Origin of the sequence: Thermanaeromonas toyohensis ToBE (assembly GCF_900176005.1) — a bacterium.
GTDB classification, from domain to species: domain Bacteria; phylum Bacillota; class DSM-521; order Neomoorellales; family Neomoorellaceae; genus Thermanaeromonas; species Thermanaeromonas toyohensis.
In genome coordinates this window covers 52,899-79,605 of record NZ_LT838272.1, presented here as the reverse complement: position 1 = coordinate 79,605, position 26,707 = coordinate 52,899, and the positions used below count along the sequence as shown (strand labels likewise).

Below are 26,707 nucleotides of genomic sequence, written 5' to 3'. Positions count from 1 at the left end.
TGTCCCTCCCTCGCCTAGTGCCAAATCAAGGCCAGGCCAGCCAAAAGGAAATTGACCGCTAGGAATAGATAATCTGGCCAACGCATCTTTAGTGGCCGTATTTGAGTGCGGACTGAACCGGGCTGGTATCCTCGGGCCTCCAGGGCTTGGGCTAGATCTTCTGCCCTTTTTAAGGTACTCACAAATAGGGGCACCAGAAGGGGAAGGAGGCCCATGCCTTTTTTAAATAAGTTTTCTCCCTCTAAGCTGAAACCCCTCGCTGCCTGGGCCTTACTTATGCGCTCAGCTTCTTCTAGCAGGGTAGGTACAAATCTTAAGGCTAAGGTAAGCATTAAGGATAACTCTTCCGCCGGTAGTTTAAGTTTGCGTCCGGGTTGTAAAAGGTGTTGCAGGCCCCGGGCCAGGTTAAGGGGTGAAGTAGTAGCTGTAAGAAGGAAAGCGGCTACCAAAAGAAAAAGCACCCTGCCTGCTGCAGTTAAGCCTTGGTATAATCCCTCGCGGCTTATCACCAGGGGACCCATATGAACTAACTCAATCCCTGGGATAAGAAGAGCTTCCAGGGTAAGGATTGCCACCAGAAAAAAGATTAAAGGTTTAAGCTGACGCCAGAGAAAGCGCACAGGTAAACCACTGGCACCCGTAGCTATGAGGCTAAGGGAGCCCAGGAAATAGGTGCCTACCGGGCCTGGCGCGCCTAAAATTCCTACCCCATATAAAAAGAGGCCCAGGATTTTTGTTCTAGGATCTAACCGGTGAAAGAAACTGTCTCCTGGCAGGTAATGGCCTAGTTCTAAAACTGCTCTCTCCCTCCCTTAGCCCACCAGAATACCTTGTCACTCACCTAGCCTGGCCGGACTAAAGTAGACCTCCCTCGGTAGGAAAGCCAGCGCCATATCTCTTCCTCTACTTCCTTTAAGGTAAAGGCAGCCAAGTTTAAGCTCGCTCCCCTTCGGTTAAGCTCAAGTAACACCTGAGTAAGGGGTGGAGGGACCAATCCCCACTCCCCTAACCGCTCACCCTGGGCAAAAACTTCGGCTGGTGTCCCGCTTAAAACCATCTGGCCTTGGTGCAGGACAATCATCCTCTGGGCTAGGACAGAAACTTCAGCCATATTGTGGGAGATAAGGATCACGGTTTTCCCTCGATGGCTATGAAACTCCCGGATTATATGGATAATCTGGCGCCGCCCCCCCGGATCTAGGCCTGCTGTGGGTTCATCTAGTATAAGGATCTCAGGATCCAGGGCTAAAATGCCAGCCAAGGCTGCGCGCCTTTTCTGCCCTCCGCTTAAAGTGAAAGGGGAACGGCCAGATACCTCCTCATCTAGCCCTACTCTCTTTAAAGCTTCCTTAACCCTCTTTTCTACTTCCTCCGGGGGTAAGCCTAAATTCCGGGGACCAAAGGCCACATCCTCAGCCACCGTTTCAGCAAAGAGCTGCTGTTCGGGTTGCTGAAAGGCTAAACCCACTTTCCCGCGCCAGGTAAGGCGTCGCTTGCCTTTTTTAGAGTCCCAAAGGGGCCGCCCATTCCAGTATACCTGCCCCTGGGTAGGTTTTAAGAGGCCAGCTATAATTTGGGCTAAGGTGGACTTGCCCGATCCTCCTTCTCCAGTAATAGCCAACAGTTCTCCAGGATGGATAATAAGGTTAATGTCCTTTAAAGCCGGAAAATCTTGCCCACCAATTTGATAGCTAAAGCTTACTCCTCTCAAAAGGATTTCCATGGCAATTATCCATCTACCTCTTTAATATAGCCTCTCCTTTTAAAAGGTATTTGGCCTTGAGATGTCGCCTACAGCCAAGGTCCATAAAGCTTGGGCCAGCTCTTCGGGCCTTAAAGCTTTATAGGGCAATTTTAAACCCCTCCGGGCTAATCTTTGGGCTAGGAGAACTGTCTGGGGGGCCTCTAGCCCCCTTTCCACTAACTCTTCAGGTTGGCTAAAGACCTCTTCTGGTGTTCCCTCTTTCCAAATAACCCCCTCATAGAGAACCACTACCCTATCAGCCACCAAAGCTTCCTCCGGTAGGTGAGTGACCAAGAGGAGACCTATCCCTTGCTCCCGACATAAAAAATTAAGAAGCCCCAGTACTTCCTCTCGCGAGCGAGGGTCCAGCATGGCCGTGGCTTCATCGAGAAGAATATATTGTGGTTCCATGGCTAAGATCCCTGCTAGAGCTACTTTCTGTTTCTGGCCTCCAGATAAGCGGTGGGGAGGGCGGTGACGGAGGTTGGCAATGCCTAAAGTATCCAGGGCTTCCTCTACACGGCGCTTTATTTCCTCGGGCGGCAGGCCCAGGTTTTCAGGTCCGAAGGCCACATCCTCTTCCACCGTGGCCGCCACCATTTGGTTGTCAGGATCCTGGAAGACCAGGCCTACCCTCTGGCGTACCCGGGGGAGGGCCGCAGGGTCCTTAGTGTTGAGACCATCCACCACGACCTCGCCTTGCGCGGGCAGCAAGAGACCGTTACCCAGGCGAGTCAAGGTAGACTTGCCAGAGCCATTGGGCCCCATAACCACCACAAACTCCCCAGGGGCCAGGGTGAAGGTGACGTCCTGCAGGGCTGGACGTGGAACCCCTGGGTAAGAAAAACTTACCCCTCTAAAGCAGAGCATCTCTTATACCCTAAACCAGCTCTACCATAACCAAAGGAGCTCCATCCCCACGGCGGTAACCGATCTTTACTAAGCGCGTGTATCCCCCCTGCCGCCCGGCATAGCGCGGCCCGATCTCCCTAAATAGTTTGGTAACCACATCTTCATCCAATAGATAAGCCAAAGCTTGACGCCGGGCATGGAGATCCCCTCTTTTGGCTAGGGTAATCATCTCATCGGCAATACGCCGTAGCTCCTTAGCCCGGGGTTCGGTAGTAGTTAGCCGCCCTTCCCGTAATAAGGAAGTAACGATGTTGCGTAAAAGCATCTTTCGATGGTCCGACCGTCGCCCTAACTTCCGGTAACCCATGGGTATCCCTCCTTTAAGCCCCTTCCTTAAATTTACTCATCTGGGCTCCGTAGTTTTAGACCCAGCTCAGCCAGCTTCTGCACTACTTCCTCTAGGGACTTTTTACCCAGGTTGCGTACTTTCATCATATCCTCTTCCGTTCTCTGGATAAGCTCCCCGACAGTGTTAATACCCGCCCGTTTAAGGCAGTTATAGGAACGGACCGAGAGATCCAGTTCTTCAATGGTCATATCCAGCAAACGATCTTTCTTTTCTTCTTCCTTGGGAGCTATGTTGACTTCCGGAGCTACCCGGTCGGCCAGCCCGACAAACAATTTGAAGTAATCCACCAAGATCTGGGCCGCTGTGCTTACAGCTTCATCAGGGGCAAGGCTCCCGTTAGTCCATACTTCTAAGGTTAGCTTATCGTAGTCGGTAACCTGCCCTACCCGGGTGTTTTCCACAATATAGTTCACTTTGTGAACCGGGGAATAAAGGGAATCCACCGGGATCACGCCTATCACGTGATCGTCCCTTTTATTTTTCTCGGCCGGAACATACCCACGGCCCTTTTGGGCCGTTATCTCCATAAAAAGGCGGCCGTCCTTCTCTAAGGTGGCTATGTGAAGCTCAGGGTTAAGGATCTCCACATCGGCGTCAGCTATTATATCCCCCGCCTTTACCTCCCCTTCACCCTCGGCTTCGATCCGCAGTATCTTGGGTTCGTCGCTATGAATCTTAAGGGCCAGGTTTTTAAGGTTTAAAATAATATCTGTGGTGTCCTCCACCACTCCAGGGATGGTGGAGAATTCATGAAGTACCCCCTCAATTTTAACCGAAGTCACAGCTGCCCCGGGCAAGGAAGAAAGAAGTACCCGGCGTAAGGAATTACCCAAGGTAATCCCATAACCCCTCTCCAAGGGTTCGATTACAAAGCGTCCAAACTTAGAAGTCTTTTCTACACATTCTAGCCTAGGCCGTTCTATCTCCAGCATATACCATCCTCCTTTTCGTGGGCTCTATCCCAAAAGCCCATAAGGCTACTTAGAATAAAGCTCCACGATAAGGTGTTCCTGGATGGGTACATCTATCTGGTCCCGGGTAGGTAGCGCCAGGACCCGACCCCGAAGATTGGCTGCGTCTACTTCTAGCCAGGCCGGAGGGGTACGGTGTGCAGCCTGGGCAGCCAGCTCTTGAAACTTGGGCGACTCTTTACTTTTCTCCCGCACCGCTATCTCGTCTCCAGGTTCTACCAAGTAGGAAGGTATATCCACCTTACGGCCGTTAACGGTAAAATGCCCATGTCTAACTAACTGCCGAGCCTCGGCCCGGGAGCTAGCAAAACCCAGGCGATAGACTACATTATCTAACCTCCGCTCTAGCAGGCGCAGGAGGTTCTCGCCGGTGACTCCTTTCTCCTTCTCAGCCTTTTCAAAGTAGCGACGGAATTGGCGCTCCATAATTCCGTAAATGCGACGCGCCTTCTGCTTCTCCCTAAGTCTTATACCGTACTCGGAAAGTTTCCTCCGTTCCTGGCCGTGTTGTCCTGGGGCATACGGACGGCGGGCTATGGCGCATTTATCTGTGTAGCAGCGCTCGCCTTTAAGATAGAGTTTGATACCTTCCCGCCGACAAAGGCGGCATACTGGTCCTGTATATCTAGCCAAAGGCGTTGGCACCTCCTAGTTATACTCTCCGGCGCTTGGGGGGACGGCACCCGTTATGGGGTATAGGAGTAACATCCTTGATTACACTCACCTCTAGGCCAGCAGCCTGCAAGGATCTGATGGCTGCTTCCCGGCCCGCCCCCGGCCCCTTAACATAACATTCTACTTCCTTCATCCCATACTCCATGGCCTGTTTGGCCGCTGATTCCGCGGCTAGCTGGGCTGCATACGGTGTGCTCTTACGGGTTCCTTTAAACCCGACCGTGCCACCGCTGGCCCAGGCAATGGTGTTGCCCGCTTTATCAGTGATGGTAACTATGGTATTATTAAAGGTCGATTTAATATGGGCGATGCCGCTCTCAATATGCTTGCGTTCCCGCCGCCTAGTACGGCCTCCCTTCCGCGGCATTTAAAATCCCTCCCTTTTTATTTCTTCTTACGCTTTACACCAACTGTCTTTCTAGGTCCTTTCCTGGTCCGGGCATTGGTCCTGGTTCTCTGGCCCCTGACTGGCAATCCCCGGCGATGCCTAAGTCCCCGGTAACACCCGATTTCTATAAGCCGCTTAATATTTAGAGCTACCTCACGCCTTAAGTCCCCTTCCACAGTATAATTCTTATCGATGAAATCGCGGAGCTTGGCTACCTCTTCTTCAGTCAAATCGCGAACCCTCGTATCAGGATTAATGCCGGTATGGGCTAGAATCTCTTTGGCCCGGGACCTGCCGATGCCATATATATAAGTTAAGGCTATCTCTACCCTTTTGTCCCGCGGCAGGTCTACACCCGCAATACGTGCCATCGGATTTTATACCTCCTGCTTGTCTTAACCTTGTCTCTGCTTATGCTTGGGATTTTCACAAATTACCCTTACCTTGCCTTTGCGCTTTATGATTTTACATTTTTCACAAATGGCTTTAACGGAAGGTTTTACTTTCAAAGTAATGCACTCCTTTTTGTGGCTTAAGCTTTAAGGAAATACCTTTCACCCTTCAAAACCTGTTTTAAGATAAATGACTGCTATAATTAGCTACCTGTTTCAAATAAACTACTTATAACGGTAGACTATACGTCCTCGCGTCAAATCATAGGGTGAAAGCTCGACTAAAACCCGGTCCCCCGGTAGGATACGGATAAAGTTCATCCGTATCTTACCCGAGACATGAGCTAGGACCTTGTGGCCGTTAGCTAACTCCACCCTGAACATGGCATTGGGTAGAGCCTCCACCACAGTCCCTTCTACTTCAATTACATCCTCTTTGGCCAAATACTGCACCCCTCCTTTCCCTTAAGGCAGGTTTTCCTCCTCGCCCACGAGTCTCGCTATGGCCCGCCTCACCTCAGCATCGCTTACGCTCTCACCTCTATCGCGTTTTAACGCAATATCCTCGGCCCAGCGATTGACCGGCTGGACGTGGAGGATATTTTTAGGTTTAGGTTTAGCTACCCTCCGTAACTTCCCATCTACCAAAAGAATACGCCGGGGCGAAAGGATATCCCACACTAGGAAAGGACGGCCACGGTCTCTTCCAGCCCGCGAATAGACGAGTTGCCCCACCCGCAAGGTCGGCCCTGTAGGCCCTTTAGACAAAGATTTCCCCTCCTTGAACCTCGGGCTAAAGACTTATAACAGGGTTAGAATATCAGGCCCGTCCTCGGTTATCGCCACCGTATGCTCGAAATGGGCTGACGGTTTACCATCCGCCGTTACTACTGTCCAACCATCAGATAAGGTTAGGACCTCATGGGTTCCAGCATTGACCATGGGTTCGATGGCCAAAGTCATGCCTGGCCTAAGTCGCGGTCCACGGCCAGGCCGACCAAAATTAGGTACCTGCGGGTCCTCATGCATCTCGCGGCCTATGCCATGGCCCACATAATCCCTCACTACCGAGAAGCCATTGCTCTCTACATAGCTCTGGATGGCATGGGAAATATCTGAAAGGCGGTTCCCCACTACCGCTTGTTTTATCCCCTGCCATAAAGCTTCCCGAGTTACCTTAAGCAGCCGCTTTTTTTCTTCATCTATGGCTCCCACTGGAAAAGTAGCCGCGGCATCTCCATAATATCCATCTATTACCGCACCGATGTCAATACTAATAATATCTCCTTCTGCTAGTTTCTTTAAACTAGGTATCCCATGAACAACTTCTTGATTAATAGCTACACAGATGCTCGCCGGAAATCCACGGTAGCCTTTGAAGGCTGGTATAGCTCCCCGGCGGCTTAAAGCTTCCTCGGCGATACGGTTAAGCTCCAAGGTGGTAACTCCCGGTGCAATATGCTGTTCTAAGATGGCTAGAACCTCAGCTACCACTCGCCCCGCTCGGCGCATAAGTTCAATTTCCCGCCGGCCCTTCAAAATGATCATGCCCACTCTCTTCCCAGTACCGCCCCGATCTCTTTAAGGACCTGGACGATCTCCTGGTTCCCGTTAATTTCGTAAAGCACTCCCCGTTGCCGGTAATATTCTTTAAGGGGGAAAGTCTGGCGGTCGTAAACCTCTAGACGTTCCCGTACAGTCTCTTCCCGATCGTCCTGGCGCTGGATAAGCTCGCCCCCACAAGCATCGCATCGCCCGGGCTGTTGGGGCGGGTTATAAACCACGTGATAAGTGGCACCACAGGCGGGACATATGCGCCGACCTGTAAGTCGGATTAAGAGCACCTCCCGGGGCGCCTCTATATCCAGAACCGCATCTAGCTTTAAGGCCCTTTCAGCCAGCCAATCATCCAAGGCTTGCGCCTGGGGGACGGTGCGGGGAAAGCCATCTAATAAGAAACCCCCTTCACAGTCCCGCCGGCTCAATCGGTCCTTAACTAAACCTATAGTCACTTCATCCGGGACCAGCAATCCCGCTTCCAAGTACTCCTTAGCTTTGCGTCCTAGTTCGGTCCCGCTCCTTATAGCTGCACGGAACATGTCGCCAGTGGAGATATGGGGAATCTCCAGGCGGCGGCTAATCTCTTGGGCCTGAGTACCCTTACCTGCCCCTGGCGGCCCTAGTAAAACAAGGCGCATGGCCCTACCTCCTAATTTTTATTTTAGAAAGCCCTGGTAATGGCGGAGTAAAAGCTGAGCCTCTAATTGTTTCATGGTTTCCAGGGCCACGCCCACTACAATCAGAAGAGAGGTGCCTCCAAAATAGAGATTTATACCTGTAATGGCCATCATGAGGTTGGGTAGAAGGGCGATAAAAGCCAAGAAAATGGCTCCCGCCAGGGTAACCCGGGCGAGGATCCGCTCTATATATTCCGCCGTAGGTCGACCTGGTCTAAGGCCAGGGATAAATCCCCCATATTTCTTTATGTTTTCTGCTACCTCCTGGGGGTTAAAGGTTACGGCGGTATAGAAATAAGTGAAGAAAATTATAAGAAGCGCATACAGAAGCATATATAGGGCCGAGCGAGGATCGAAAAGGTGCACTATCGCTTGGGCCAGCCGGTTTTGGGGAAACCACGAAGCTAACGTCTGGGGAAAAAGCAATATCGACATGGCGAAGATCACAGGGATAACCCCGGCCTGGTTCACCCGCAAGGGTATATGGGTACTTTGCCCTCCGTAAACCCGGCGACCTACCACCCTCTTGGTATACTGCACCGGTATGCGCCGCTGGCCCTCCTGCATGGCTACTACCGCCGCAATAACCCCGACGGCGATAAGGCCAAAAAGGAAGGCGGAAAAAATATTGGTAGTACCACCAGTAATATACTGGTATAGAGTCACAGCGCCGGCCGGAAGCCTGGAAACGATACCGGCGAAAATGAGGAGGGATATACCGTTACCTATGCCTCTTTCAGTAATGAGTTCTCCCATCCACATGAGGAACACGGTACCCGTGGTAAGGCTTATCACCGTGACTACATGATTTAAGAGGCTGGGTTTGACGTAAACTCCCTGCCTAGCCAGTAACACAGACATGCCTATGGCCTGGATCATACTTAAGATAACTGTACCGTATCTAGTGTATTGGATGATCTTTTTCCGGCCATCCAGGCCTTCCTTAGCCAACCTTTCCAAGGAAGGGATGACCACAGTGAGGAGTTGCATAATGATAGAAGCGTTAATATAGGGCATAATGCCCATGGCGAAAACCGTGAACCGCTTAAAAGCCCCACCAGATATTACATCAAAAAACCCAAAAATAGTACCTGTCCCCAGGAGCTTCTTAAGCAGCTCTGCATCCACCCCGGGAACTGGTATGTGGGCCCCTAAACGGAACACCAGGAACATGAGCAGGGTAAAAATTATCTTCTTCCGCAGGTCTTCCAGCTTCCAGGCGTTTCTTAGGGTTTGGAGCACCTAAATCACCTCTACCCTACCGCCTGCAGCCTCGATCTTGGCGATAGCCTGGCGGCTGGCCGCCTGGGCACGCACTATAAGCGGTTTAGTTATCTCGCCATCCCCTAAGATCTTTACACCATCACGCGCTTTTTTTACTAGACCCGCTTCCCGGAGAAGTTCCGGTGTAACCACTGTTCCACTTTCAAAGCGTTCCAGATCCCCCACATTCACTACGGCTAGCTTCCGTTTAAATATATTAGTAAACCCCCGCTTGGGTACACGACGGCTTAAGGGCATCTGGCCACCTTCAAAACCCGGACGTACACCCCCGCCAGAGCGGGCCTTCTGTCCCTTATGTCCCCTTCCAGCAGTCTTGCCTAGGCCCGAACCTATACCACGGCCTACCCGAGTAGGTTTAGGGCGTGACCCAGGTACCGGGCGTAGTTCATGCAGCCGCACTTCCCTCACCCCCCTGCTAAAATCCCCCTGTGACTTATCATCTACCTCACTGTAGGAGCCAGTATTTAGCTCTTACCAAGGTCTTTCTTAATTTTAATCAAGGTTTCCTATAGTTTAGGTTACACTTTAATCTTCGCTAATTTCCTCTACTTCCACAAGATGGGATAATTTTTCTATCTGTCCCCATGTAGCTGGGTTATCGGGTTGTATCACCTGCTGTCCTATCTTGCGCAAACCTAAGGCTTCAGCTGTACGGCGTTGCTGGGCTGGCCTTCCGATAAGGCTCTTTTTTAAAGTGATCTTGAGCTTGCCCAACTCGTAAATTTCCCCCTCTTACCTTAAAATTTCCTTTAAAGGCTTGCCCCTGAGTTGGGCTACCTTCTCAGGTTTCTTTAGGCTTTTTAAACCCTCGACTGTGGCATAAACCACATTGATAGGGTTATTGGAGCCTAAGGATTTGGTAAGAATATCCCGAATCCCAGCCGCCTCCAGGACAGCTCGCACTGCGCCTCCAGCGATAACGCCAGTACCTGGTCTGGCGGGCTTAAGCAAAACTTTGCTGGCGCCGAAATCTCCAATGATCTCATGGGGAATAGTGGTCCCCGCCAAAGGAACTTCAATCAGGTTCTTCTTAGCCTTTTCTACTCCCTTACGGATGGCATCAGGAACTTCGGCAGCTTTGCCCAGGGCTGCCCCCACCCGTCCCTGACCATCGCCTACTACCACAAGGGCGGAAAAATTGAAACGGCGTCCACCTTTTACTACCTTCGCTACGCGCCGCACCTGGACTACCTTTTCCACCAAATGGCTGTCTTTAACATCAACCCGAGGTCGCGCCATCCTTCCCCTCCTCTTCAAGCTTTAAAATTCCAAGCCGCCCGCGCGGGCACCTTCAGCTAGAGCGGCAATACGACCATGATATTTATTGCCCCCGCGATCGAATACAACTTTTTTTATTCCCCGTTCCAGGGCTTTTTTAGCCAGGAGTTCCCCTACCTTACGGGCTGCTTCTTTATTACTGGTGGAAGGTAAACCCTTAAGGGCTGGGTCCAGGGTGGAGGCTGCCACCAGAGTATGTCCAGCCACATCGTCAATTATCTGGGCGTAAATATGGCGCAGGCTCCTGTAAACTGAAAGACGGGGGCGTTCCGGTGTGCCAAAGATCTTCTTCCGCACACGCAGGTGCTTACGTGCTCGCACCTCTTTCCGGATGGGTTTTTTTATCATATCCTTATTACCTCCGTACACGTGAGGTTATATGGTATACCTAAAGCTTAGGTTATCTTGAAAGCTTAGGTTATCTTGCGTTTTAAGGTTAGGAGAACGCGAAAAGCTATTTCTTGCCGCCCTTACCGCCGCCCTTAGCGCCTGTCTTTCCTACCTTCCGGCGGATATACTCGTCTTCGTACTTAATACCTTTGCCCTTATAGGGTTCCGGCTCCCGTACAGCCCTTATGTTGGCCGCTAGATTCCCTACAGCTTCCTTATCGATGCCTTTAACAATGATCTTATTGGGTGCAGGTACTTCTATCTCTAACCCCGGAGGTGGCTCGATTTCCACAGGGTGCGAGTAACCTACGCTTAAGACTAACTTCCTCCCCTGCTTGGAGGCCCGATAACCCACTCCTACCAGTTCAAGGCTTTTCTGAAATCCATTAGTAACACCTTCTACCATGTTACGCAATAAAGCCCGTGATAACCCATGTAGGGCCTTATGCGGCTTGGCATCCGAAGGTCGTAATACCTTAAGGACATCTCCTTCCCGCACTATGGTTATGGGTTCGGGGAAAGTTCGAGTAAGCTCTCCCCGAGGACCTTTAACAGTAACTGTATTCCCTTCAATTTTAACCTCTACCCCTGCCGGTATCTTGACCGGCATCTTCCCGACGCGGGACACCCCTTCTTCACCTCCTTAAGCTACCAGATATAGCAAATAACCTCGCCACCCACACCTTCACGCCTAGCCTGTTTATCGGTCATAATGCCTTTGGAGGTGGAGATAACCGCAATCCCTAAACCGCCAAGGACCCGCGGAAGCTGATCTTTCCGGGCATATATCCTTAACCCCGGACGGCTTATGCGTTTAAGCCCGGTAATAACTCGCTCCTTGTTAGGGCCATATTTAAGGTAAATCCTTAAGATCCCCTGCTTTCCGTCTTCAATATATTCGTAGTCCTTGATATAACCCTCATTCTTCATTATCTCGGCGATGGCCCGTTTCACCCGGGAGGCCGGTACTTCCACTTTCTCGTGATAAGCCATATTAGCGTTGCGGATACGGGTGAGGAAATCCGCAATGGGATCAGTCATCATAGGCAAAGTTACCCCCTTCCTTCTCTTCCCGGCCCCTACCAGCTGGCCTTAACTATACCGGGGAGTTCCCCCCTGTGAGCCAACTGGCGGAAGCATATCCGGCACAGGCCAAACTTACGAAGGTAACCGCGAGGCCGCCCACACCGCTGACAACGGTTACGCGCCCGTACCTTAAATTTGGGCGGCTTCTGTTGTTTCATTATCAAAGCCTTCCTGGCCATATCTTTCCTCCTTCTAAAATCTGGGTAGTGAGCCTTAATTCTCCCTAAAGGGCATACCGAAAAGGCGAAGCAGTTCCCGTGCCTCTTCGTCCGTCTTGGCCGTAGTAACCACGGTTATATCCATGCCGCGAACCTGATCTATCTTGTCATAATCAACTTCTGGAAAGATGAGCTGTTCTTTTATCCCCAAGGTGTAGTTCCCGCGACCATCAAAAGAATGGGGGGAAACACCTTTAAAATCTCGCACCCGCGGGAGGGCTACATTGAGGAGGCGATCTAAGAACTCGTACATCCGGTCTCCCCTTAATGTAACCTTACATCCTATCTTGGTTCCCTTGCGGAGCTTGAAGGCTGCTATAGATTTTTTGGCCTTAGTCACCACAGGCCTTTGGCCGGTTATAGCCATAAGGTCCTCTACAGCGCCGTCCAAGGCTTTGGGGTTTTGGGTGGCCTCCCCTACACCCATATTAACGACTATCTTCTCTAGTTTAGGTATCTCCATTACATTGCGGTACCCAAATTTTTTCTGCATAGCCGGGCGTATCTCTTTGAGGTATTTCTCTTTAAGCCTTGGCATCTCCATGGGGCTCACCCCCTCCCTTTAAACTAGTCGATAATCTCCCCGCATTTCTTGCAGGCGCGCACCTTGGTCCCATCCTCCAAGAACCGGCGGGCTATACGGGTAGGACGCCCGCATTTTGTGCATACCAGCATTACATTGCTGCTATCTAGAGGGGCTTCCATTTCAATGATGCCACCCTGCTGGTTTTGAGGATTAGGTCGTACATGCTTCTTTACAATGTTAACCCCTTCCACCACTACCCGACGCTTAGCGGGGATAACCCGGATCACCTTTCCTACCTTACCTTTATCTTTACCCGTAATAACCATTACTGTGTCGCCCTTACGGACGTGTACTTTGGGCCTAGTCAACTTCCATACACCTCGCTTGCGGCCGCATTTATAGAACCTCAGGGGCTAGGGAAATGATCTTCATAAAATCCTTTTCCCTAAGCTCCCGGGCCACCGGGCCGAATATACGGGTCCCCCGGGGGTTGCCCTGTTCATTAATTATAACAGCAGCGTTCTCATCAAAGCGGATATAGGACCCGTCCTCGCGTCTTATGGGTTTTACCGTCCGGACCACTACAGCCCGCACTACATCGCCCTTTTTGACCACACCTCCGGGAGTAGCCTCTTTAACCGAGGCAATGATGACATCCCCCACAGAAGCGTAACGGCGTTTGGAACCGCCCAGAACACGGATGCACATGATCTTCTTAGCTCCTGTATTATCACCAACTTTTAGGATAGATTGCTGCTGTATCACCGCCATCTACCTCCTTTCTTTAGGGCTTCTAGGCTTTAAGCCTTAGGAGGGTTATTCTGGACGTTCCAAAAGCTGTACAACCCGCCATCTCTTTTCTTTGCTTAAAGGCCGGGTTTCCATAATAAGTACTTTATCGCCAACGCGGTATTCATTATTTTCATCATGGGCTTTAAAACGCTTTGTGCGTCGGATGGTCTTGCCTAGCAGGGGGTGGCGCTTAACAGTCTCCACTTCTACTACCACTGTTTTATCCATCTTATCACTCACCACCCGACCTACCCGGGTTTTGCGTGCTCCTCTCTCCACAGTCTAACCTCCCTGTACCTTTAGGTATTTAAGCGCGACCCTCCCTAAGGGCTTTAAGCTCCCTTTCCCGCAGGATAGTTTTGGCCCGAGCGATGTTGCGCCTTATTTCCCTTAGCCGCATGGGATTATCCAGCTGGCCTGTAGCTTGCTGGAAGCGAAGGTTAAAAAGCTCCTGTTTCCAGTCCTCTACTTTACGCTTAAGCTCTTCATCGGTGAGTTCACGAAGCTCCCTAGCTTTCATGGGCTACACCACCCACTCCTACCCGCTTAACAAACCGGGTTTTGATGGGTAGCTTGTGGGAGGCAAGTCGAAAGGCCTCCCGGGCCACCTCCTCACTTACACCTGCCAATTCAAAAAGAATACGTCCAGGTTTTACCACCGCCACCCAGTACTCAGGAGAACCTTTCCCGCTACCCATACGGGTTTCAGCCGGCTTAGCCGTGATGGGCCGGTCGGGAAAGATCTTGATCCAAACCTTGGCTCCTCTTTTTATATAGCGGGTTATAGCTACCCGTGCTGCTTCAATCTGCTGGCTGGTAATCCAGGCCGGCTCCAGGGCCATAAGGCCATAGTCACCGAAGGTAATCTCCGTACCTTTGGTGGTTCTCCCCCGGGGATGGGGGCGATGGGGTTTACGCCACTTAACCCTCTTGGGCATCAGCATGGGTTATCCGTCCCCCAGTCTTTCCTTTAGCTTTTTCGGATGGTTTCTCAGGTAACACTTCACCTTTGAAGATCCATACTTTAACACCGATCTTGCCATAGGTAGTATTAGCTTCAGCAAACCCGTAATCTATATCCGCCCGTAGGGTATGCAGGGGCACCTTACCTTCAGCGTACCACTCCGTCCGGGCAATCTCTGCGCCTGCCAACCGCCCAGAAACGGCTATCTTAATACCTTCTGCTCCAGCACGCAGGGCCCGGCTCACAGCTTGCTTCATAGCTCTCCGAAAGGCCACACGTTTTTCTAGCTGGGCAGCTACGCCCTCCGCTACCAGCTGGGCGTCTAGCTCTGGTTTTTTAATCTCTACAATGTTTAAAGTTACTTGTTTTCCTGTCATTACTTCCAGTTGCTGGCGTAGGGCTTCCACTTCCGTACCCCCACGGCCAATGACCACGCCAGGTTTGGCTGTGTGGAGGGTAACCTTAACCCGGTTAGCGGCCCGTTCGATTTCGATGGTGGATACGCCCGCCTGGTACAGCCGTTCCTTTAAGAATTGGCGGATCTTTAAATCTTCATGGAGGAGATTTTTATAATCCCGGCCGGCGTACCAGCGAGAATCCCAACCCCGAATGATGCCGAGACGCAACCCTTTGGGATGAACCTTTTGACCCACGCAATCAATCCTCCTTTTCTGCCACCACCACAGTGATGTGGCTGGTCCGCTTCCGGCGTAGATCGGCACGTCCAAAGGCCCGCGGCTGGTAGCGCTTAAGTGTCGGTCCTTCGTCCACATAAGCCCGGGTAACCACGAGTTTATCGACATCCATATTGTAGTTGTGCTCTGCGTTAGCTACCGCAGACTTTAAAACCTTGGCCACTATCCTGGAAGCCTTTTTAGGTAGAGCCCAAAGGATGGCCTCTGCCTCGCGCACGCTCTTTCCGCGGATAAGATCCACTACTTGACGCGCCCGCCAGGGTGAAATTCGAATATACCTAGCTATAGCTTTAGCTTCCATCCCTTTCCCCCCCGCGTCTTAAGTGCTTCACAATATCCACCCAAATAAGAGGCCTTAAGAAAGCTTACTTAAGCGCTGTAGAACGCTCCGTATGCTCCCCATGGCCCCTGAAAATACGGGTAGGGGCAAATTCGCCTAATTTATGACCCACCATATCCTCTGTGATATAGATGGGTACGTGTTTCCTGCCGTCGTGGACAGCGATGGTATGCCCCACCATTTCGGGCAGGATAGTGGAACGACGAGACCACGTCTTTATAACACGTTTTTCTCCTTTTTCGTTCATCTCCATGATACGCCGTAGGAGCTTAGGGTCACAATAAGGTCCCTTTTTTTTGGACCTGCCCATTCCGTAACCCCCTTATACTTGAGAATACACTTTAAAAACAACCTCTTCCTGCTCGCTGGTAGGCCTGCTGGGGCAAATATTTACTCTACTATTTCCGCCGCTTAATAATGAGCTTATCTGAAGGCTTATTTTTCTTGCGGGTTTTCACGCCTAAGGCCGGCTTGCCCCAAGGCGTTACAGGGTGACGCCCGATAGGAGACTTACCCTCGCCACCACCATGGGGATGGTCTACCGGGTTCATGACCACACCACGAACGCTGGGGCGGATACCTAGCCAACGCGACCGGCCAGCCTTACCTATGGTAATATTCTCATGATCTAAGTTTCCCACCTGGCCAACCGTAGCCCGGCAATCCAGGTGCACCAGCCTAATCTCTCCTGAAGGCAGGCGGAGCTGGGCATAATCACCCTCTTTAGCCATCACCTGGGCTGCTGCCCCAGCGGCCCGTACAATCTGGCCACCTTTACCGGGTCTAAGCTCCACGTTATGAACTAAGGTGCCTACAGGAATATTCCGTAAGGGGAGGGTATTGCCCACTTTTATATCAGCGTCGGGTCCGGACATTACCACGTCGCCTACCCTTAAGTTCTCCGGAGCCAGGATATACCTCTTCTCCCCATCGGCATAATGGATCAAGGCGATTCTAGCCGAACGATTAGGATCGTACTCGATGGTAGCCACCCGGCCAGGTATACCATCTTTATCCCGCTTGAAATCAATGATACGGTAGAGGCGCTTATGTCCGCCCCCCCTGTGCCGGACTGTAATACGGCCCTGGTTGTTGCGTCCAGCCTTCTTAAGCAAGGGAGCCAGCAAAGATTTCTCCGGCTCTTCAGCAGTTATCTCGGCAAAGGTGGAAACTGTCATCTGTCTACGTCCAGGCGATGTCGGTTTAAACTTCTTTATAGACATGTTTACTCCAACCCCTCAAAAATGGGTATCTTATATCCCGGTTTTAAGGTTACGATAGCCTTTTTGCGGTCAGACTGGCGACCTTCAAAGCGACCCATCCTACGCATCTTACCCCGATCCTTTAGGGTATTAACCTTTTCTACTTTTACATTGAAGAGCTTTTCCACGGCCTGTTTTATTTCTATCTTATTGGCATCCGGGGCCACGATAAAGGTATACTTGTTTTCCGCCATAAGATTAGTGGTTTTTTCTGTAATTAGGGGCGCGATGATGATGTCCTGGGGAGCGCGCATCTAGGCCAGCACCTCCTGTACCCGCTCTACAGCCTCCCGCGTTATGACTAGCTTTTCGTGGGCCAGGATATCATACACATTGAGGCCGCGGGAAGCCATAGGGGTCACTCCCGGAATGTTACGGGCGGAAAGCTCCACGTTCCTGTCTGGCTCAGCCGTAACGACCAGCGCCTTCCTATCTTCTAATTTAAGGGCCTTAAGGATCCCCAGCATATCTTTAGTGCGCGGCCTAGGAAGCTTTAGATCCTCAAGCACAATCATATTGCCTTCCTTAACCTTGGCGGAAAGAGCAGAGCGCATGGCCAGGCGCCGTACCTTTTTGGGTAATTTATAACTATAATCCCGGGGTCGGGGGCCGAAGATCACCGCTCCACCCCTCCATAGGGGTGACCGAATACTTCCTGCTCGAGCACGCCCAGTACCCTTCTGGCGCCAGGGTTTACGGCCGCCTCCCCGCACTTCAGCCCATCCCTTAGTAGAAGCCGTGCCCCGCCGCTCGCTGGCTAACTGCATCACCACTGCATCAAAAAGAACCGCCTCGTTAACTTCGGCCCCGAAAACTCGTTCATCAAGCTCCATCTCGCCTACCTGCTGGCCCTGGGTGTTATACACCGCCACCTTAGGCATAATCATTTGCCCCCCTTGACCGAATCCTTGATGATGAGGAGCCCCATCCTAGGTCCTGGCACCGACCCTTTGACCAGCAGGAGATTCCTTTGAGCGTCGCTCCTTAAAACCTCTAGATTAAGGACCGTGACCCTCTCCATGCCCATATGCCCAGGGAGCTTTCTTCCCTTAAACACCCGGGCCGGCCCTTTGGCACCTAAAGATCCTGGCCGCCGGTGATATTTAGAACCGTGGGCCATGGGACCCCGCTGGAACCCATGCCGCTTGATACCACCGGCAAAGCCCTTACCCTTAGATATACCCGTCACGTCCACGCGCTCACCCGGTTTGAAGATGTCTGCTTTTATCTCTTGACCCACCTGGTAATCCTCCACGTTCTCCAGGCGCAGTTCCCGAAGATAACGGAAAGGACCCACCTTAGCCTTAGCAAAATGGCCCCGTAAGGGCTTGTTCACACGGCTCTCTTTAATAGGCTCAAAACCCACTTGCAAGGCATTATAGCCATCGGTAGCTATGGTCTTTTTTTGCACCACCACACAGGGACCGGCCTGGATCACCGTGGCAGGAATGGCGCGCCCAGTTTCATCAAAGATCTGGGTCATACCTATCTTTTTCCCAAGGATACCTTTCTGCACCAAACTTACCCCCCACTCAAAGCTTAATCTCGATATCCACTCCAGCCGGGAGATCCAGGCGCATGAGAGCGTCGATGGTCTTGGGTGTAGGATCCAAAATATCAATAAGCCGCTTATGGATGCGCATCTCAAACTGTTCTCTAGAGTCCTTATCTATATGAGGAGAACGCAGTACAGTAAAGAGGGTCCTCTTGGTCGGCAAAGGAATGGGACCGGAAACCACCGCACCTGTACGCCTAGCTGTCTCCACGATCTTCTGGGAGGATTGGTCTAAAATCCTATGGTCAAAGGCTTTAAGGCGGATGCGTATCTTTTGCTTGGTAGCCATGAATGCCTTTTCCCTCCCTCCTGGCCATCCTTATTACTCGGAGAGGTTTCTCATCCCTTGCACATAACGGGGATATGTCCCCGGCTTACAGCTCCCGGGAACATATCCCCACCCTTTAGGGCTATCCTACAATCTTAGTGACCACTCCGGCGCCTACGGTGCGTCCGCCCTCCCGTATAGCGAACCGCAAACCTTCTTCGATGGCTATGGGAGTTATAAGCTCTATGGTCATCCTAATATTATCACCCGGCATGACCATCTCCACCCCTTCGGGCAGTTTTACCACGCCGGTGACGTCGGTGGTACGGAAATAAAACTGCGGCCGGTAACCGTTGAAGAAAGGCGTATGCCGCCCTCCTTCCTCCTTAGTCAGCACGTACACCTCAGCCTCAAACTTGGTATAGGGTCTAATGGTCCCCGGCTTGGCCAAGACCATACCCCGCTCTACTTCCTTCCGCTCTATACCCCGGAGGAGGGTTCCGATATTGTCACCAGCTACAGCCTCATCTAAAGTCTTGCGAAACATCTCTACGCCAGTTACTACTGTCTTCCGGATATCCTCCCGCAAACCTATAATCTCTACCTCATCCCCTACTTTGACCTTACCACGCTCAACCCGGCCTGTGGTAACTGTTCCGCGACCCGTGATGCTGAACACGTCTTCAATGGGCATAAGGAACGGCTTATCCACTTCCCGCTGAGGTGTGGGGATATACTCATCCACAGCATCCATAAGCTCCCATATTTTGCTGCACCACTGGCACTCCCTCTTGCCGCAGCCGCACTCCATAGCCTTAAGGGCTGAACCCTTCACCACTGGTACCTCATCGCCTGGGAACTCGTACTGGGTAAGAAGCTCGCGCACCTCCATCTCTACTAACTCCAGAAGCTCCGGATCATCCACCATATCCACTTTATTCAAGAACACTACGATATAGGGTACCCCGACCTGCCGCGCTAAAAGTATGTGTTCCCTTGTCTGGGGCATGGGGCCGTCCGCCGCCGACACCACCAGGATAGCCCCGTCCATCTGGGCCGCCCCAGTTATCATGTTCTTTACATAGTCGGCATGGCCTGGGCAGTCAACATGGGCGTAGTGCCGTTTGGGGGTCTCATATTCCACATGGGCAGTAGCGATGGTGATGCCGCGCTCCCTTTCTTCTGGAGCTTTGTCGATTTGATCATAGGCCGTAGGTACAGCTAGCCCTTGCTTGGCCAGGCAGAAGGTGATGGCTGCGGTCAGTGTAGTCTTCCCATGGTCCACATGCCCTATGGTGCCTACGTTCACATGCGGCTTGGTCCGCTCAAACTTGGGCTTGGCCATAACTTTCTTTCCTCCTTATAGACTAACTTTTTTAAGTATTGTTCTCCAGCGGGCTTTACCCGCTGGAGTTGTTCACGCGCTTTGGCGCCTCTTTATAATTTCTTCGGCTAAGTTAGCAGGCACCTCGCTATAGTGGGAAAATTGCATGACATAGGTGCCCCGACCCTGGGTCCGGGAACGCAAGTCTGTTGCATACCCAAACATTTCCGCCAAGGGCACATAAGCACGGATAACTTGAGCCCCGCCCCGGGGTTCCATGCCTTCGATCCGGCCCCGGCGCGCGTTGAGATCACCTATTACATCTCCCATATATTCCTCCGGCACTGTAACTTCCACCTTCATAATGGGCTCCAGGAGCACCGGGTTAGCCCTCTTTACCCCGTCTTTTAAGGCCTGGGAAGCCGCGATCTTAAAGGCCATCTCCGAGGAGTCTACTTCATGATAGGAGCCATCTACCAAAGTAGCTCGGATATCCACTAGAGGATACCCAGCGAGCACCCCGTTCTCCATAGCTTCCCGGATACCGGCATCCACCGCCGGGATATATTCCTTGGGGACCACACCACCCACAATCTTGTTTACAAATTCGTAACCCTTACCAGGCTCGAGGGGCTCCAGCTCAAGGATCACGTGACCATACTGACCGCGACCGCCTGTCTGGCGGATATATTTACCTTCCGCCCGGACAGGCCTGCGGATGGTCTCCTTGTAGGCCACCTGGGGCTTGCCCACGTTAGCCCCCACCTTAAATTCCCTCAAAAGCCGATCCACAATGATCTCTAGGTGCAGCTCGCCCATCCCGGAAATGATGGTCTGGCCAGTCTCCGGATCGGTATGCATACGGAAGGTGGGATCCTCTTCAGCCAGCCTCTGTAGAGCCAGGCCCATCTTCTCCTGGTCGGCCTTGGTCTTGGGCTCGATGGCGACAGAAATCACCGGCTCAGGGAAGTCCATAGACTCCAAGATAATGGGATGCTGCTCGTCACATAAAGTATCGCCGGTAGTGGTCTCCTTTAACCCCACAGCCGCTATGATATCACCTGCAAAGGCCTCACCGACCTCTTCGCGGTGATTGGCATGCATACGCAAGATACGGCCTATGCGCTCCCGTTTGCCCTTAGTGGAATTGTAAACATAAGTGCCGGGTTTTAAGGTTCCCGAGTACACGCGGATGAAGGTGAGCTTACCCACATAGGGATCAGCCATGATTTTAAAGGCCAGGGCAGCCAAGGGCTCGTTGTCGCTCGCCTGCCGCCTGTCCTCTCGCCCCGTCTCGGGATCTATACCCCGAATAGCTGGGATATCCGTCGGCGCAGGCAAATAATCCACAATAGCATCCAGTAGCGGCTGAACCCCTTTATTTTTAAAGGAAGAACCGCAAAGCACCGGCACCATCTTGAGGGCGATGGTAGCCTTCCTAATACCGGCCTTTATTTCCTCTTCTGTAAGCTCCTCGCCCTCCAAGTACTTAAGCATCAATTCCTCATCGCTTTCCGCTACCGCTTCTAAAAGTTTTTCCCGGTACTCGGCTACTAGTTCCTCCATTTCCGGTGGTACAGGTCCTTCTTCTATAACTGTACCCAGTTCATCTACGAAATAGATGGCCTTCTGGCGGATGAGATCTACCACGCCACGGAAGCTATCTTCTACCCCGATGGGAAGCTGAATAGGCACAGGTGTTGCACCTAGCTTTTCGGCTATTTCTCTAACGGCGCGGAAGAAATCGGCTCCCACGCGATCCATCTTGTTGATATAGGCGATGCGCGGCACGCCATATTTATCCGCCTGCCGCCAGACAGTTTCCGACTGGGGTTCTACCCCGCCTACAGAGCAAAAGATAGCCACTGCACCGTCCAGCACTCGTAGGGAGCGTTCCACTTCTACAGTAAAGTCCACGTGCCCTGGCGTGTCTATGATATTTATACGACAGTCGCGCCAGAAGCAAGTAGTGGCAGCAGAAGTTATAGTAATGCCTCGCTCTTGCTCCTGGACCATCCAATCCATGGTAGCCGTACCTTCATGAACCTCGCCCATCCGGTGAACACGCCCGGTGTAGAAGAGGATTCTCTCGGTGGTGGTAGTCTTACCAGCGTCAATGTGGGCCATAATGCCGATATTGCGCGTCTTCTCTAGCGGATATTCCCGTGCCATGATCTCACCTCCTCCAATCAGGCTACACAGGCTCCAGGGATCTAAAGGAGTTCCCCTCCACTTGGATCCCTGACCCCGTACTACCACCGATAATGGGCAAAGGCGCGGTTGGCTTCGGCCATCTTATGGGTGTCTTCCTTCTTTTTCACCGCACCGCCAGTGTTATTAGCAGCATCTATAAGTTCTGCAGCAAGTTTCTCCTGCATACTTTTCCCGCTGCGCTCTCGGGCATAGTTCACAATCCAACGGATGGCCAAGGTCTGCCGCCTCTCCGGCCGGACCTCCACCGGAACCTGATAGTTAGCCCCACCTACCCGGCGCGCTTTAGTTTCCAAGACCGGCATCACGTTTTTTAAAGCCTGCTCAAAGACTTCCATAGGGTCTTTCCCGGTCTTCTGCCGGATTATATCAAAGGCACCGTAGCATATGCGTTGGGCCAAAGATTTTTTACCGCTACGCATTACTTGATTTATAAGTTTGGTTACTTTGGTGCTCCCATAAACAGGATCAGGCTCTACTTCTCGCCGGGGCACACTTCCCCTTCGCGGCACCCTCACCCCTCCTTCCAGGTTTTAATAAAGCGGGCTTTCCCCTTTATTTCTTAGGCCGCTTAGCACCGTACTTAGAACGACCTTGATGCCGATTCTGGACCCCAGCAGCATCCAAGGCACCGCGAATTATGTGATATCTCACACCTGGCAAGTCTTTAACCCTGCCCCCTCGCACCAGAACCACCGAGTGTTCCTGCAAATTATGGCCGATGCCAGGGATATAGGCCGTGACTTCAATTCCATTGGTCAGCCGTACACGGGCTACCTTACGCAGCGCCGAATTAGGTTTCTTGGGAGTGGTCGTGTAGACCCGGGTACATACTCCGCGACGCTGGGGAGCTCCCTTCAGGGCCGGCGCTCCCGATTTTTTCTCCACTTTCTTGCGCGCTTCACGAACCAGCTGCTGGATGGTGGGCATCCCTCGCACCCCCTTCCCCGTAAAGCCGCCCTAAGAACCTTCCTTAGAATATTAGCAACCGCTGGGCCAAGCTCCTTCCTTGGCCCAGCAGGCTTTCTCCTATACTCTTACTCCTTTTACTACTCTTCCAGAATGGCAGCCGAAGCTGAACTTACCTCGATACCACAGGCCCGACCCAGCTCCCGCATGGAATCTACCATAATAACTTCTATACCCTTTTCCCGGCAGAGGGAGAGGAGCGGTTCAGTCACATGAGCCTCAGCATCCCGAGCTACGAAGACCACCCGGGCCAGACCCTTTTGAACGGCCTTGGTAGTCTCCCTGGTACCGACCGCCCTCTTTTTGGCTGCCCTTATCCGTTCATAGGACACAACTCGACCCTCCTAGGAGTCACACGCTTAGATATATTATCATTTTCCAGCAGCAGAGTCAACAGTATCCGCCACCCTTTGTTCTTCCGGGGTAATTACCTTAATCTGCCGGTAACGGGCCATACCTGTGCCGGCTGGAATGAGCTTGCCTATAATTACATTTTCTTTAAGACCCATTAGGGGGTCTACCTTGCCCTTTATAGCCGCCTCCGTCAGTACCCGTGTAGTCTCTTGGAAGGAGGCCGCTGACAAGAAGGATTCCGTGGTAAGGGAAGCTTTAGTAATCCCCAGGAGTACCGGGCGAGCCACCGCTGGTTTACCGCCTATAGCCTTAACTTGCTCGTTCTTATCGGCAAATTCGAAGGCATCTACCAGGCCTCCCGGCAAAAGGTTAGTATCGCCAGGATCTTCTACTTTCACCTTGCGGAGCATCTGTCTTATCATAATCTCAATGTGTTTATCGTTTATTTCTACGCCCTGCATGCGATAAACCCGCTGGACTTCCCTAAGGAGGTAAAGCTGTACTCCCCGTACCCCTTTAACCTTTAGTAAGTCATGGGGGTTGACCGAGCCTTCGGTTAGCTCATCCCCTGGCTCTACCCGCTGGCCTTCTTCCACCCGGAGGCGGGAACCATAGGGAACCTGGTAGGTATATCTTTCTCCATTATCTGCCACAATCTCGATCTCCCGCCGGCCTTTGACTTCATTAATCTTAACTACACCTGCTGCCTCGGCGATAAGGGCCTGCCCCTTGGGCTTACGAGCCTCGAAAAGTTCCTCTACCCGCGGCAAACCCTGGGTGATATCTTCTCCAGCTACACCACCAGTATGGAAAGTACGCATAGTAAGCTGGGTACCAGGTTCACCGATGGATTGAGCGGCGATGATGCCTACTGCTTCCCCTATTTCTACTAGCTTGCCCGTAGCCAAGTTGCGGCCATAGCACTTAGAGCAGACACCATATCTAGTCTGGCAAGTAAGCACTGAACGGGCGGGAACTTTTTTTATCCCCGCGGCCAGAATGGCATGGACAGCTTCTTCATTAATTTCTTCGTTACGGCGGACAATAATCTCCCCTGTTTCGGGATGGACGATATCCCGGGCAGCCACGCGCCCCAGAAGCCGCTCCTCGAGCTTTTCGATAACTTCGTTTCCTTCCCGTAGCTCTTCGATCTCCACGTAGTCTTCGGTACGGCAATCTTCTTCCCGTACAATCACATCCTGGGCTACATCCACCAACCTACGGGTAAGATAGCCAGAGTCGGCTGTACGCAAGGCAGTATCCGCCAAGCCTTTGCGGGCTCCATGGGTAGATATGAAATACTCCAGTACCGTTAGACCCTCGCGGAAGTTGGACTTGATGGGCATATCGATGATACGGCCAGAGGGGTCGGCCATAAGGCCCCGCATACCGGCGAGCTGCCGTATCTGCTGGATATTGCCCCGGGCCCCGGAATTAGCCATCATAAATACAGGGTTTAATTTATCCATTTTATCTACCAGGCATTTAGTTACCGCCTCTGTAGCCTCGTTCCATACCTTGATAACCTTTTGGTAACGCTCTTCACTGCTGATCAGACCCTTGCGATATTGCTGGTCCACTTGATCTACCTGCTCTTCCGCCTGCCTTAAGATCTGGTTCTTCTCTTCTGGCACGTGGATATCATCTAGGCCAATGGTGACGCCGGCCAGGGTGGCATAATGGAAGCCCAACCTTTTGATCCCGTCCAGCATCTTAGCCGTGGCTGCGGTGCCTAGCTCCCGGTAGCAACGGGCTACGATCTCACCCAGCTGTTTCTTACCTATTTCGCAGTTATAGAAGCCCAACTCCTTAGGGATAGGACTCTCCTTGTTGAAAATGAGGCGACCGATGGTAGTTTCCACCAGCTGGCCGTCTTCCATACGTACTTTAATAAGGGCCTGGAGGTCGATAACCTTATGCACATAAGCCATATAAGCTTCTTCGTAACTGGCAAAGACCCGTCCTTCTCCTTTAGCTCCCGGCCTGGCTAGGGTTAACCAGTAACAACCAAGAACTATATCTTGGGTGGGGGTTACCACTGGCCGGCCATCCTTGGGGTTCAAAATATTATTGCTGGCCAGCATAAGAAGCCTAGCCTCAGCTTGGGCTTCTGCTGAAAGGGGCACGTGGACAGCCATCTGGTCACCATCGAAGTCGGCGTTGTAGGCCGTACAAACCAGGGGATGGATCTGGATAGCCCGCCCCTCCACAAGTACCGGTTCAAAAGCCTGGATACCTAAGCGGTGGAGGGTGGGAGCTCGGTTAAGGAGCACAGGATGCTCCTTAATAACCTCTTCCAGCACATCCCAGACTTCATTTTTAACTCGCTCCACCATGCGTTTGGCGCTCTTGATGTTGTGGGCAAAACCCTTGTCCACCAGCCTTTTCATCACAAAGGGCTTAAAAAGCTCCAAAGCCATCTCTTTAGGCAGCCCGCACTGGTGGAGTTTAAGCTCGGGACCTACTACAATAACTGAGCGTCCAGAGTAATCCACGCGTTTCCCTAAAAGGTTCTGGCGGAAGCGCCCCTGCTTGCCTTTAAGCATGTCGCTTAACGACTTCAAAGGCCGGTTACCAGGCCCAGTCACGGGCCGACCCCGGCGGCCATTATCAATAAGGGCATCCACGGCCTCCTGGAGCATACGTTTCTCGTTACGCACTATAATATCGGGGGCGCCTAAATCGAGCAGCCGTTTTAAGCGGTTATTCCGGTTTATCACTCGGCGGTAGAGATCATTCAGGTCCGAAGTAGCGAAACGGCCGCCATCCAGCTGCACCATAGGCCTAAGCTCGGGAGGGATCACCGGGATAACATCCAAAATCATCCATTCCGGCCGGTTCCCTGACTGGCGGAAAGCTTCTACCACTTCCAGCCGCCGTATAGCTCGAATACGGCGTTGTCCGGTGCTTTCTTTAAGTTCTTGCCTCAGCTCTTCGGCCAGCTTATCGAGATCGATCTCCTGTAAAAGCTCTTTTATAGCTTCCGCGCCAATACCTGCTCTGAACCGGTTGCCGTACTTTTCGCGGTATTCCCGGTATTCGGCTTCGGAAAGAAGCTGCTTTTTAGTTAAACCTGTATCCCCGGGATCGATCACTATATAAGAAACAAAATAGAGCACCCTTTCTAAGGCCCGCGGAGACATATCTAGTAGCAGGCCCATCCGGCTAGGGATACCTTTAAAATACCATATATGAGACACGGGAGCCGCAAGCTCAATATGGCCCAAGCGCTCGCGCCGCACCTTAGAGCGGGTTACCTCTACCCCACAGCGATCGCATACCACACCTTTGTAGCGCACCCTTTTATACTTTCCACAATGACACTCCCAATCCCGGGTAGGCCCAAAAATGCGCTCGCAGAATAGGCCATCCCGCTCAGGCTTTAAGGTGCGGTAATTGATGGTTTCCGGCTTTTTCACTTCTCCGCTGGACCAGGCCCGGATCTGCTCCGGGGAGGCCAGGGCAATACGCATACGCTCAAAGTTGCTTACATCCAGCACAGGACTCCCTCCCAAAAAATTTT

General features: G+C 52.1%; 41 protein-coding genes. All 41 read right to left on the bottom strand.

Translation table 11 applies throughout. The features are described 5' to 3' along the window. Positions 1 to 14 precede the first annotated feature (14 nt). On the bottom strand, positions 15 to 776 hold the full coding sequence (locus B9A14_RS00460; protein WP_084663004.1) for an energy-coupling factor transporter transmembrane component T family protein: 762 nt from the start codon (positions 774 to 776) through the stop codon (positions 15 to 17). Between the two features lie 65 nt (positions 777 to 841). Continuing rightward, positions 842 to 1,723 (bottom strand): energy-coupling factor transporter ATPase, encoded by an 882-nt coding sequence (locus B9A14_RS00455; RefSeq protein WP_084663003.1) that lies wholly within the window; start codon positions 1,721 to 1,723, stop codon positions 842 to 844. A gap of 39 nt (positions 1,724 to 1,762) precedes the next feature. Then, positions 1,763 to 2,614, bottom strand: a complete 852-nt coding sequence (locus B9A14_RS00450) for an energy-coupling factor transporter ATPase (protein ID WP_084663002.1) — start codon at positions 2,612 to 2,614, stop codon at positions 1,763 to 1,765. Positions 2,615 to 2,624: 10 nt separating this feature from the next. Beyond that, positions 2,625 to 2,963, bottom strand: coding sequence for a 50S ribosomal protein L17 (rplQ, locus tag B9A14_RS00445; RefSeq protein ID WP_084663001.1), 339 nt, complete (start codon positions 2,961 to 2,963; stop codon positions 2,625 to 2,627). Between the two features lie 32 nt (positions 2,964 to 2,995). Then, the gene (locus B9A14_RS00440) at positions 2,996 to 3,937 is read right to left on the bottom strand and encodes a DNA-directed RNA polymerase subunit alpha (protein ID WP_084663000.1); all 942 of its coding nucleotides are present in this window, start codon (positions 3,935 to 3,937) and stop codon (positions 2,996 to 2,998) included. Between the two features lie 45 nt (positions 3,938 to 3,982). Next, positions 3,983 to 4,609, bottom strand: a complete 627-nt coding sequence (gene rpsD, locus B9A14_RS00435; RefSeq protein WP_084662999.1) for a 30S ribosomal protein S4 — start codon at positions 4,607 to 4,609, stop codon at positions 3,983 to 3,985. 19 nt (positions 4,610 to 4,628) lie between these two features. Beyond that, entirely contained in the window at positions 4,629 to 5,018 is a 390-nt protein-coding gene (gene rpsK, locus B9A14_RS00430; protein WP_084662998.1) for a 30S ribosomal protein S11, read from the bottom strand. 17 nt (positions 5,019 to 5,035) lie between these two features. Continuing rightward, positions 5,036 to 5,410, bottom strand: a complete 375-nt coding sequence (rpsM, locus tag B9A14_RS00425; RefSeq protein ID WP_084662997.1) for a 30S ribosomal protein S13 — start codon at positions 5,408 to 5,410, stop codon at positions 5,036 to 5,038. 24 nt (positions 5,411 to 5,434) lie between these two features. Next, positions 5,435 to 5,548, bottom strand: coding sequence for a 50S ribosomal protein L36 (gene rpmJ, locus B9A14_RS00420; protein WP_084662996.1), 114 nt, complete (start codon positions 5,546 to 5,548; stop codon positions 5,435 to 5,437). A 108-nt stretch (positions 5,549 to 5,656) separates the two neighbouring features. After that, a complete protein-coding gene (infA, locus tag B9A14_RS00415) occupies positions 5,657 to 5,875 on the bottom strand; it encodes a translation initiation factor IF-1 (protein ID WP_084662995.1) in 219 nt (72 codons plus the stop codon). Between the two features lie 21 nt (positions 5,876 to 5,896). Further along, the gene (locus B9A14_RS00410) at positions 5,897 to 6,199 is read right to left on the bottom strand and encodes a KOW domain-containing RNA-binding protein (protein WP_197686539.1); all 303 of its coding nucleotides are present in this window, start codon (positions 6,197 to 6,199) and stop codon (positions 5,897 to 5,899) included. A gap of 33 nt (positions 6,200 to 6,232) precedes the next feature. Then, complete coding sequence (gene map, locus B9A14_RS00405) at positions 6,233 to 6,979, bottom strand: type I methionyl aminopeptidase (RefSeq protein WP_084662994.1); 747 nt, start codon at positions 6,977 to 6,979, stop codon at positions 6,233 to 6,235. After that, positions 6,976 to 7,629, bottom strand: coding sequence for an adenylate kinase (locus B9A14_RS00400; protein WP_084662993.1), 654 nt, complete (start codon positions 7,627 to 7,629; stop codon positions 6,976 to 6,978). Before B9A14_RS00400 ends, map begins: the two co-directional genes overlap by 4 nt. 18 nt (positions 7,630 to 7,647) lie before the next feature. Further along, positions 7,648 to 8,910 carry a preprotein translocase subunit SecY gene (secY, locus tag B9A14_RS00395; RefSeq protein ID WP_084662992.1) on the bottom strand — a complete coding sequence of 421 codons (1,263 nt, stop codon included), beginning with the start codon at positions 8,908 to 8,910 and terminating at the stop codon, positions 7,648 to 7,650. Beyond that, complete coding sequence (gene rplO / locus B9A14_RS00390) at positions 8,911 to 9,351, bottom strand: 50S ribosomal protein L15 (protein WP_084666971.1); 441 nt, start codon at positions 9,349 to 9,351, stop codon at positions 8,911 to 8,913. A 126-nt stretch (positions 9,352 to 9,477) separates the two neighbouring features. After that, positions 9,478 to 9,666 carry a 50S ribosomal protein L30 gene (rpmD, locus tag B9A14_RS00385; protein WP_084662991.1) on the bottom strand — a complete coding sequence of 63 codons (189 nt, stop codon included), beginning with the start codon at positions 9,664 to 9,666 and terminating at the stop codon, positions 9,478 to 9,480. A gap of 18 nt (positions 9,667 to 9,684) precedes the next feature. Beyond that, on the bottom strand, positions 9,685 to 10,191 hold the full coding sequence (gene rpsE, locus B9A14_RS00380; protein ID WP_084662990.1) for a 30S ribosomal protein S5: 507 nt from the start codon (positions 10,189 to 10,191) through the stop codon (positions 9,685 to 9,687). Between the two features lie 21 nt (positions 10,192 to 10,212). Beyond that, on the bottom strand, positions 10,213 to 10,578 hold the full coding sequence (rplR, locus tag B9A14_RS00375; RefSeq protein ID WP_084662989.1) for a 50S ribosomal protein L18: 366 nt from the start codon (positions 10,576 to 10,578) through the stop codon (positions 10,213 to 10,215). A 106-nt stretch (positions 10,579 to 10,684) separates the two neighbouring features. Continuing rightward, positions 10,685 to 11,248 (bottom strand): 50S ribosomal protein L6, encoded by a 564-nt coding sequence (gene rplF, locus B9A14_RS00370; protein ID WP_084662988.1) that lies wholly within the window; start codon positions 11,246 to 11,248, stop codon positions 10,685 to 10,687. 20 nt (positions 11,249 to 11,268) lie between these two features. Further along, the gene (gene rpsH / locus B9A14_RS00365; protein WP_157110003.1) at positions 11,269 to 11,661 is read right to left on the bottom strand and encodes a 30S ribosomal protein S8; all 393 of its coding nucleotides are present in this window, start codon (positions 11,659 to 11,661) and stop codon (positions 11,269 to 11,271) included. A 38-nt stretch (positions 11,662 to 11,699) separates the two neighbouring features. Further along, positions 11,700 to 11,885, bottom strand: coding sequence for a type Z 30S ribosomal protein S14 (locus B9A14_RS00360; RefSeq protein WP_084662986.1), 186 nt, complete (start codon positions 11,883 to 11,885; stop codon positions 11,700 to 11,702). Between the two features lie 34 nt (positions 11,886 to 11,919). Further along, positions 11,920 to 12,462, bottom strand: coding sequence for a 50S ribosomal protein L5 (rplE, locus tag B9A14_RS00355; protein WP_084666970.1), 543 nt, complete (start codon positions 12,460 to 12,462; stop codon positions 11,920 to 11,922). Between the two features lie 29 nt (positions 12,463 to 12,491). Continuing rightward, positions 12,492 to 12,818, bottom strand: a complete 327-nt coding sequence (gene rplX / locus B9A14_RS00350) for a 50S ribosomal protein L24 (protein WP_084662985.1) — start codon at positions 12,816 to 12,818, stop codon at positions 12,492 to 12,494. A gap of 28 nt (positions 12,819 to 12,846) precedes the next feature. Beyond that, positions 12,847 to 13,215: a 50S ribosomal protein L14 gene (gene rplN / locus B9A14_RS00345; protein ID WP_084662984.1), complete on the bottom strand. Its 369-nt coding sequence runs from the start codon at positions 13,213 to 13,215 to the stop codon at positions 12,847 to 12,849. Between the two features lie 51 nt (positions 13,216 to 13,266). Next, entirely contained in the window at positions 13,267 to 13,521 is a 255-nt protein-coding gene (gene rpsQ, locus B9A14_RS00340; RefSeq protein WP_084662983.1) for a 30S ribosomal protein S17, read from the bottom strand. Positions 13,522 to 13,549: 28 nt separating this feature from the next. Further along, positions 13,550 to 13,762, bottom strand: coding sequence for a 50S ribosomal protein L29 (gene rpmC / locus B9A14_RS00335; protein WP_084662982.1), 213 nt, complete (start codon positions 13,760 to 13,762; stop codon positions 13,550 to 13,552). Continuing rightward, positions 13,752 to 14,186, bottom strand: a complete 435-nt coding sequence (rplP, locus tag B9A14_RS00330; RefSeq protein ID WP_084662981.1) for a 50S ribosomal protein L16 — start codon at positions 14,184 to 14,186, stop codon at positions 13,752 to 13,754. The genes rpmC and rplP overlap by 11 nt, the downstream gene beginning before the upstream one ends. Further along, on the bottom strand, positions 14,164 to 14,859 hold the full coding sequence (gene rpsC, locus B9A14_RS00325) for a 30S ribosomal protein S3 (RefSeq protein ID WP_084662980.1): 696 nt from the start codon (positions 14,857 to 14,859) through the stop codon (positions 14,164 to 14,166). The genes rplP and rpsC overlap by 23 nt, the downstream gene beginning before the upstream one ends. Before the next feature lie 4 nt (positions 14,860 to 14,863). Beyond that, positions 14,864 to 15,202 carry a 50S ribosomal protein L22 gene (gene rplV, locus B9A14_RS00320; protein ID WP_084662979.1) on the bottom strand — a complete coding sequence of 113 codons (339 nt, stop codon included), beginning with the start codon at positions 15,200 to 15,202 and terminating at the stop codon, positions 14,864 to 14,866. A 64-nt stretch (positions 15,203 to 15,266) separates the two neighbouring features. Beyond that, positions 15,267 to 15,551 carry a 30S ribosomal protein S19 gene (rpsS, locus tag B9A14_RS00315; RefSeq protein ID WP_084662978.1) on the bottom strand — a complete coding sequence of 95 codons (285 nt, stop codon included), beginning with the start codon at positions 15,549 to 15,551 and terminating at the stop codon, positions 15,267 to 15,269. An 88-nt stretch (positions 15,552 to 15,639) separates the two neighbouring features. Beyond that, positions 15,640 to 16,464 (bottom strand): 50S ribosomal protein L2, encoded by an 825-nt coding sequence (rplB, locus tag B9A14_RS00310; protein ID WP_084662977.1) that lies wholly within the window; start codon positions 16,462 to 16,464, stop codon positions 15,640 to 15,642. Positions 16,465 to 16,466: 2 nt separating this feature from the next. Continuing rightward, positions 16,467 to 16,757 (bottom strand): 50S ribosomal protein L23, encoded by a 291-nt coding sequence (gene rplW, locus B9A14_RS00305; RefSeq protein ID WP_084662976.1) that lies wholly within the window; start codon positions 16,755 to 16,757, stop codon positions 16,467 to 16,469. After that, positions 16,758 to 17,384 (bottom strand): 50S ribosomal protein L4, encoded by a 627-nt coding sequence (gene rplD, locus B9A14_RS00300; protein ID WP_084662975.1) that lies wholly within the window; start codon positions 17,382 to 17,384, stop codon positions 16,758 to 16,760. Positions 17,385 to 17,386: 2 nt separating this feature from the next. Beyond that, positions 17,387 to 18,019 carry a 50S ribosomal protein L3 gene (gene rplC, locus B9A14_RS00295; RefSeq protein WP_084662974.1) on the bottom strand — a complete coding sequence of 211 codons (633 nt, stop codon included), beginning with the start codon at positions 18,017 to 18,019 and terminating at the stop codon, positions 17,387 to 17,389. Between the two features lie 16 nt (positions 18,020 to 18,035). Further along, positions 18,036 to 18,347: a 30S ribosomal protein S10 gene (gene rpsJ / locus B9A14_RS00290; RefSeq protein ID WP_084662973.1), complete on the bottom strand. Its 312-nt coding sequence runs from the start codon at positions 18,345 to 18,347 to the stop codon at positions 18,036 to 18,038. A 121-nt stretch (positions 18,348 to 18,468) separates the two neighbouring features. Continuing rightward, the gene (gene tuf / locus B9A14_RS00285; RefSeq protein WP_084662972.1) at positions 18,469 to 19,671 is read right to left on the bottom strand and encodes an elongation factor Tu; all 1,203 of its coding nucleotides are present in this window, start codon (positions 19,669 to 19,671) and stop codon (positions 18,469 to 18,471) included. Between the two features lie 72 nt (positions 19,672 to 19,743). Then, positions 19,744 to 21,822, bottom strand: a complete 2,079-nt coding sequence (gene fusA / locus B9A14_RS00280) for an elongation factor G (protein WP_084662971.1) — start codon at positions 21,820 to 21,822, stop codon at positions 19,744 to 19,746. 80 nt (positions 21,823 to 21,902) lie between these two features. Next, on the bottom strand, positions 21,903 to 22,373 hold the full coding sequence (rpsG, locus tag B9A14_RS00275; RefSeq protein WP_084662970.1) for a 30S ribosomal protein S7: 471 nt from the start codon (positions 22,371 to 22,373) through the stop codon (positions 21,903 to 21,905). A 43-nt stretch (positions 22,374 to 22,416) separates the two neighbouring features. Beyond that, positions 22,417 to 22,791, bottom strand: coding sequence for a 30S ribosomal protein S12 (rpsL, locus tag B9A14_RS00270; protein ID WP_084662969.1), 375 nt, complete (start codon positions 22,789 to 22,791; stop codon positions 22,417 to 22,419). A 119-nt stretch (positions 22,792 to 22,910) separates the two neighbouring features. Further along, the gene (locus tag B9A14_RS00265; RefSeq protein ID WP_084662968.1) at positions 22,911 to 23,162 is read right to left on the bottom strand and encodes a ribosomal L7Ae/L30e/S12e/Gadd45 family protein; all 252 of its coding nucleotides are present in this window, start codon (positions 23,160 to 23,162) and stop codon (positions 22,911 to 22,913) included. Between the two features lie 39 nt (positions 23,163 to 23,201). Then, the gene (gene rpoC / locus B9A14_RS00260; RefSeq protein ID WP_084662967.1) at positions 23,202 to 26,684 is read right to left on the bottom strand and encodes a DNA-directed RNA polymerase subunit beta'; all 3,483 of its coding nucleotides are present in this window, start codon (positions 26,682 to 26,684) and stop codon (positions 23,202 to 23,204) included. Positions 26,685 to 26,707 lie beyond the last annotated feature (23 nt).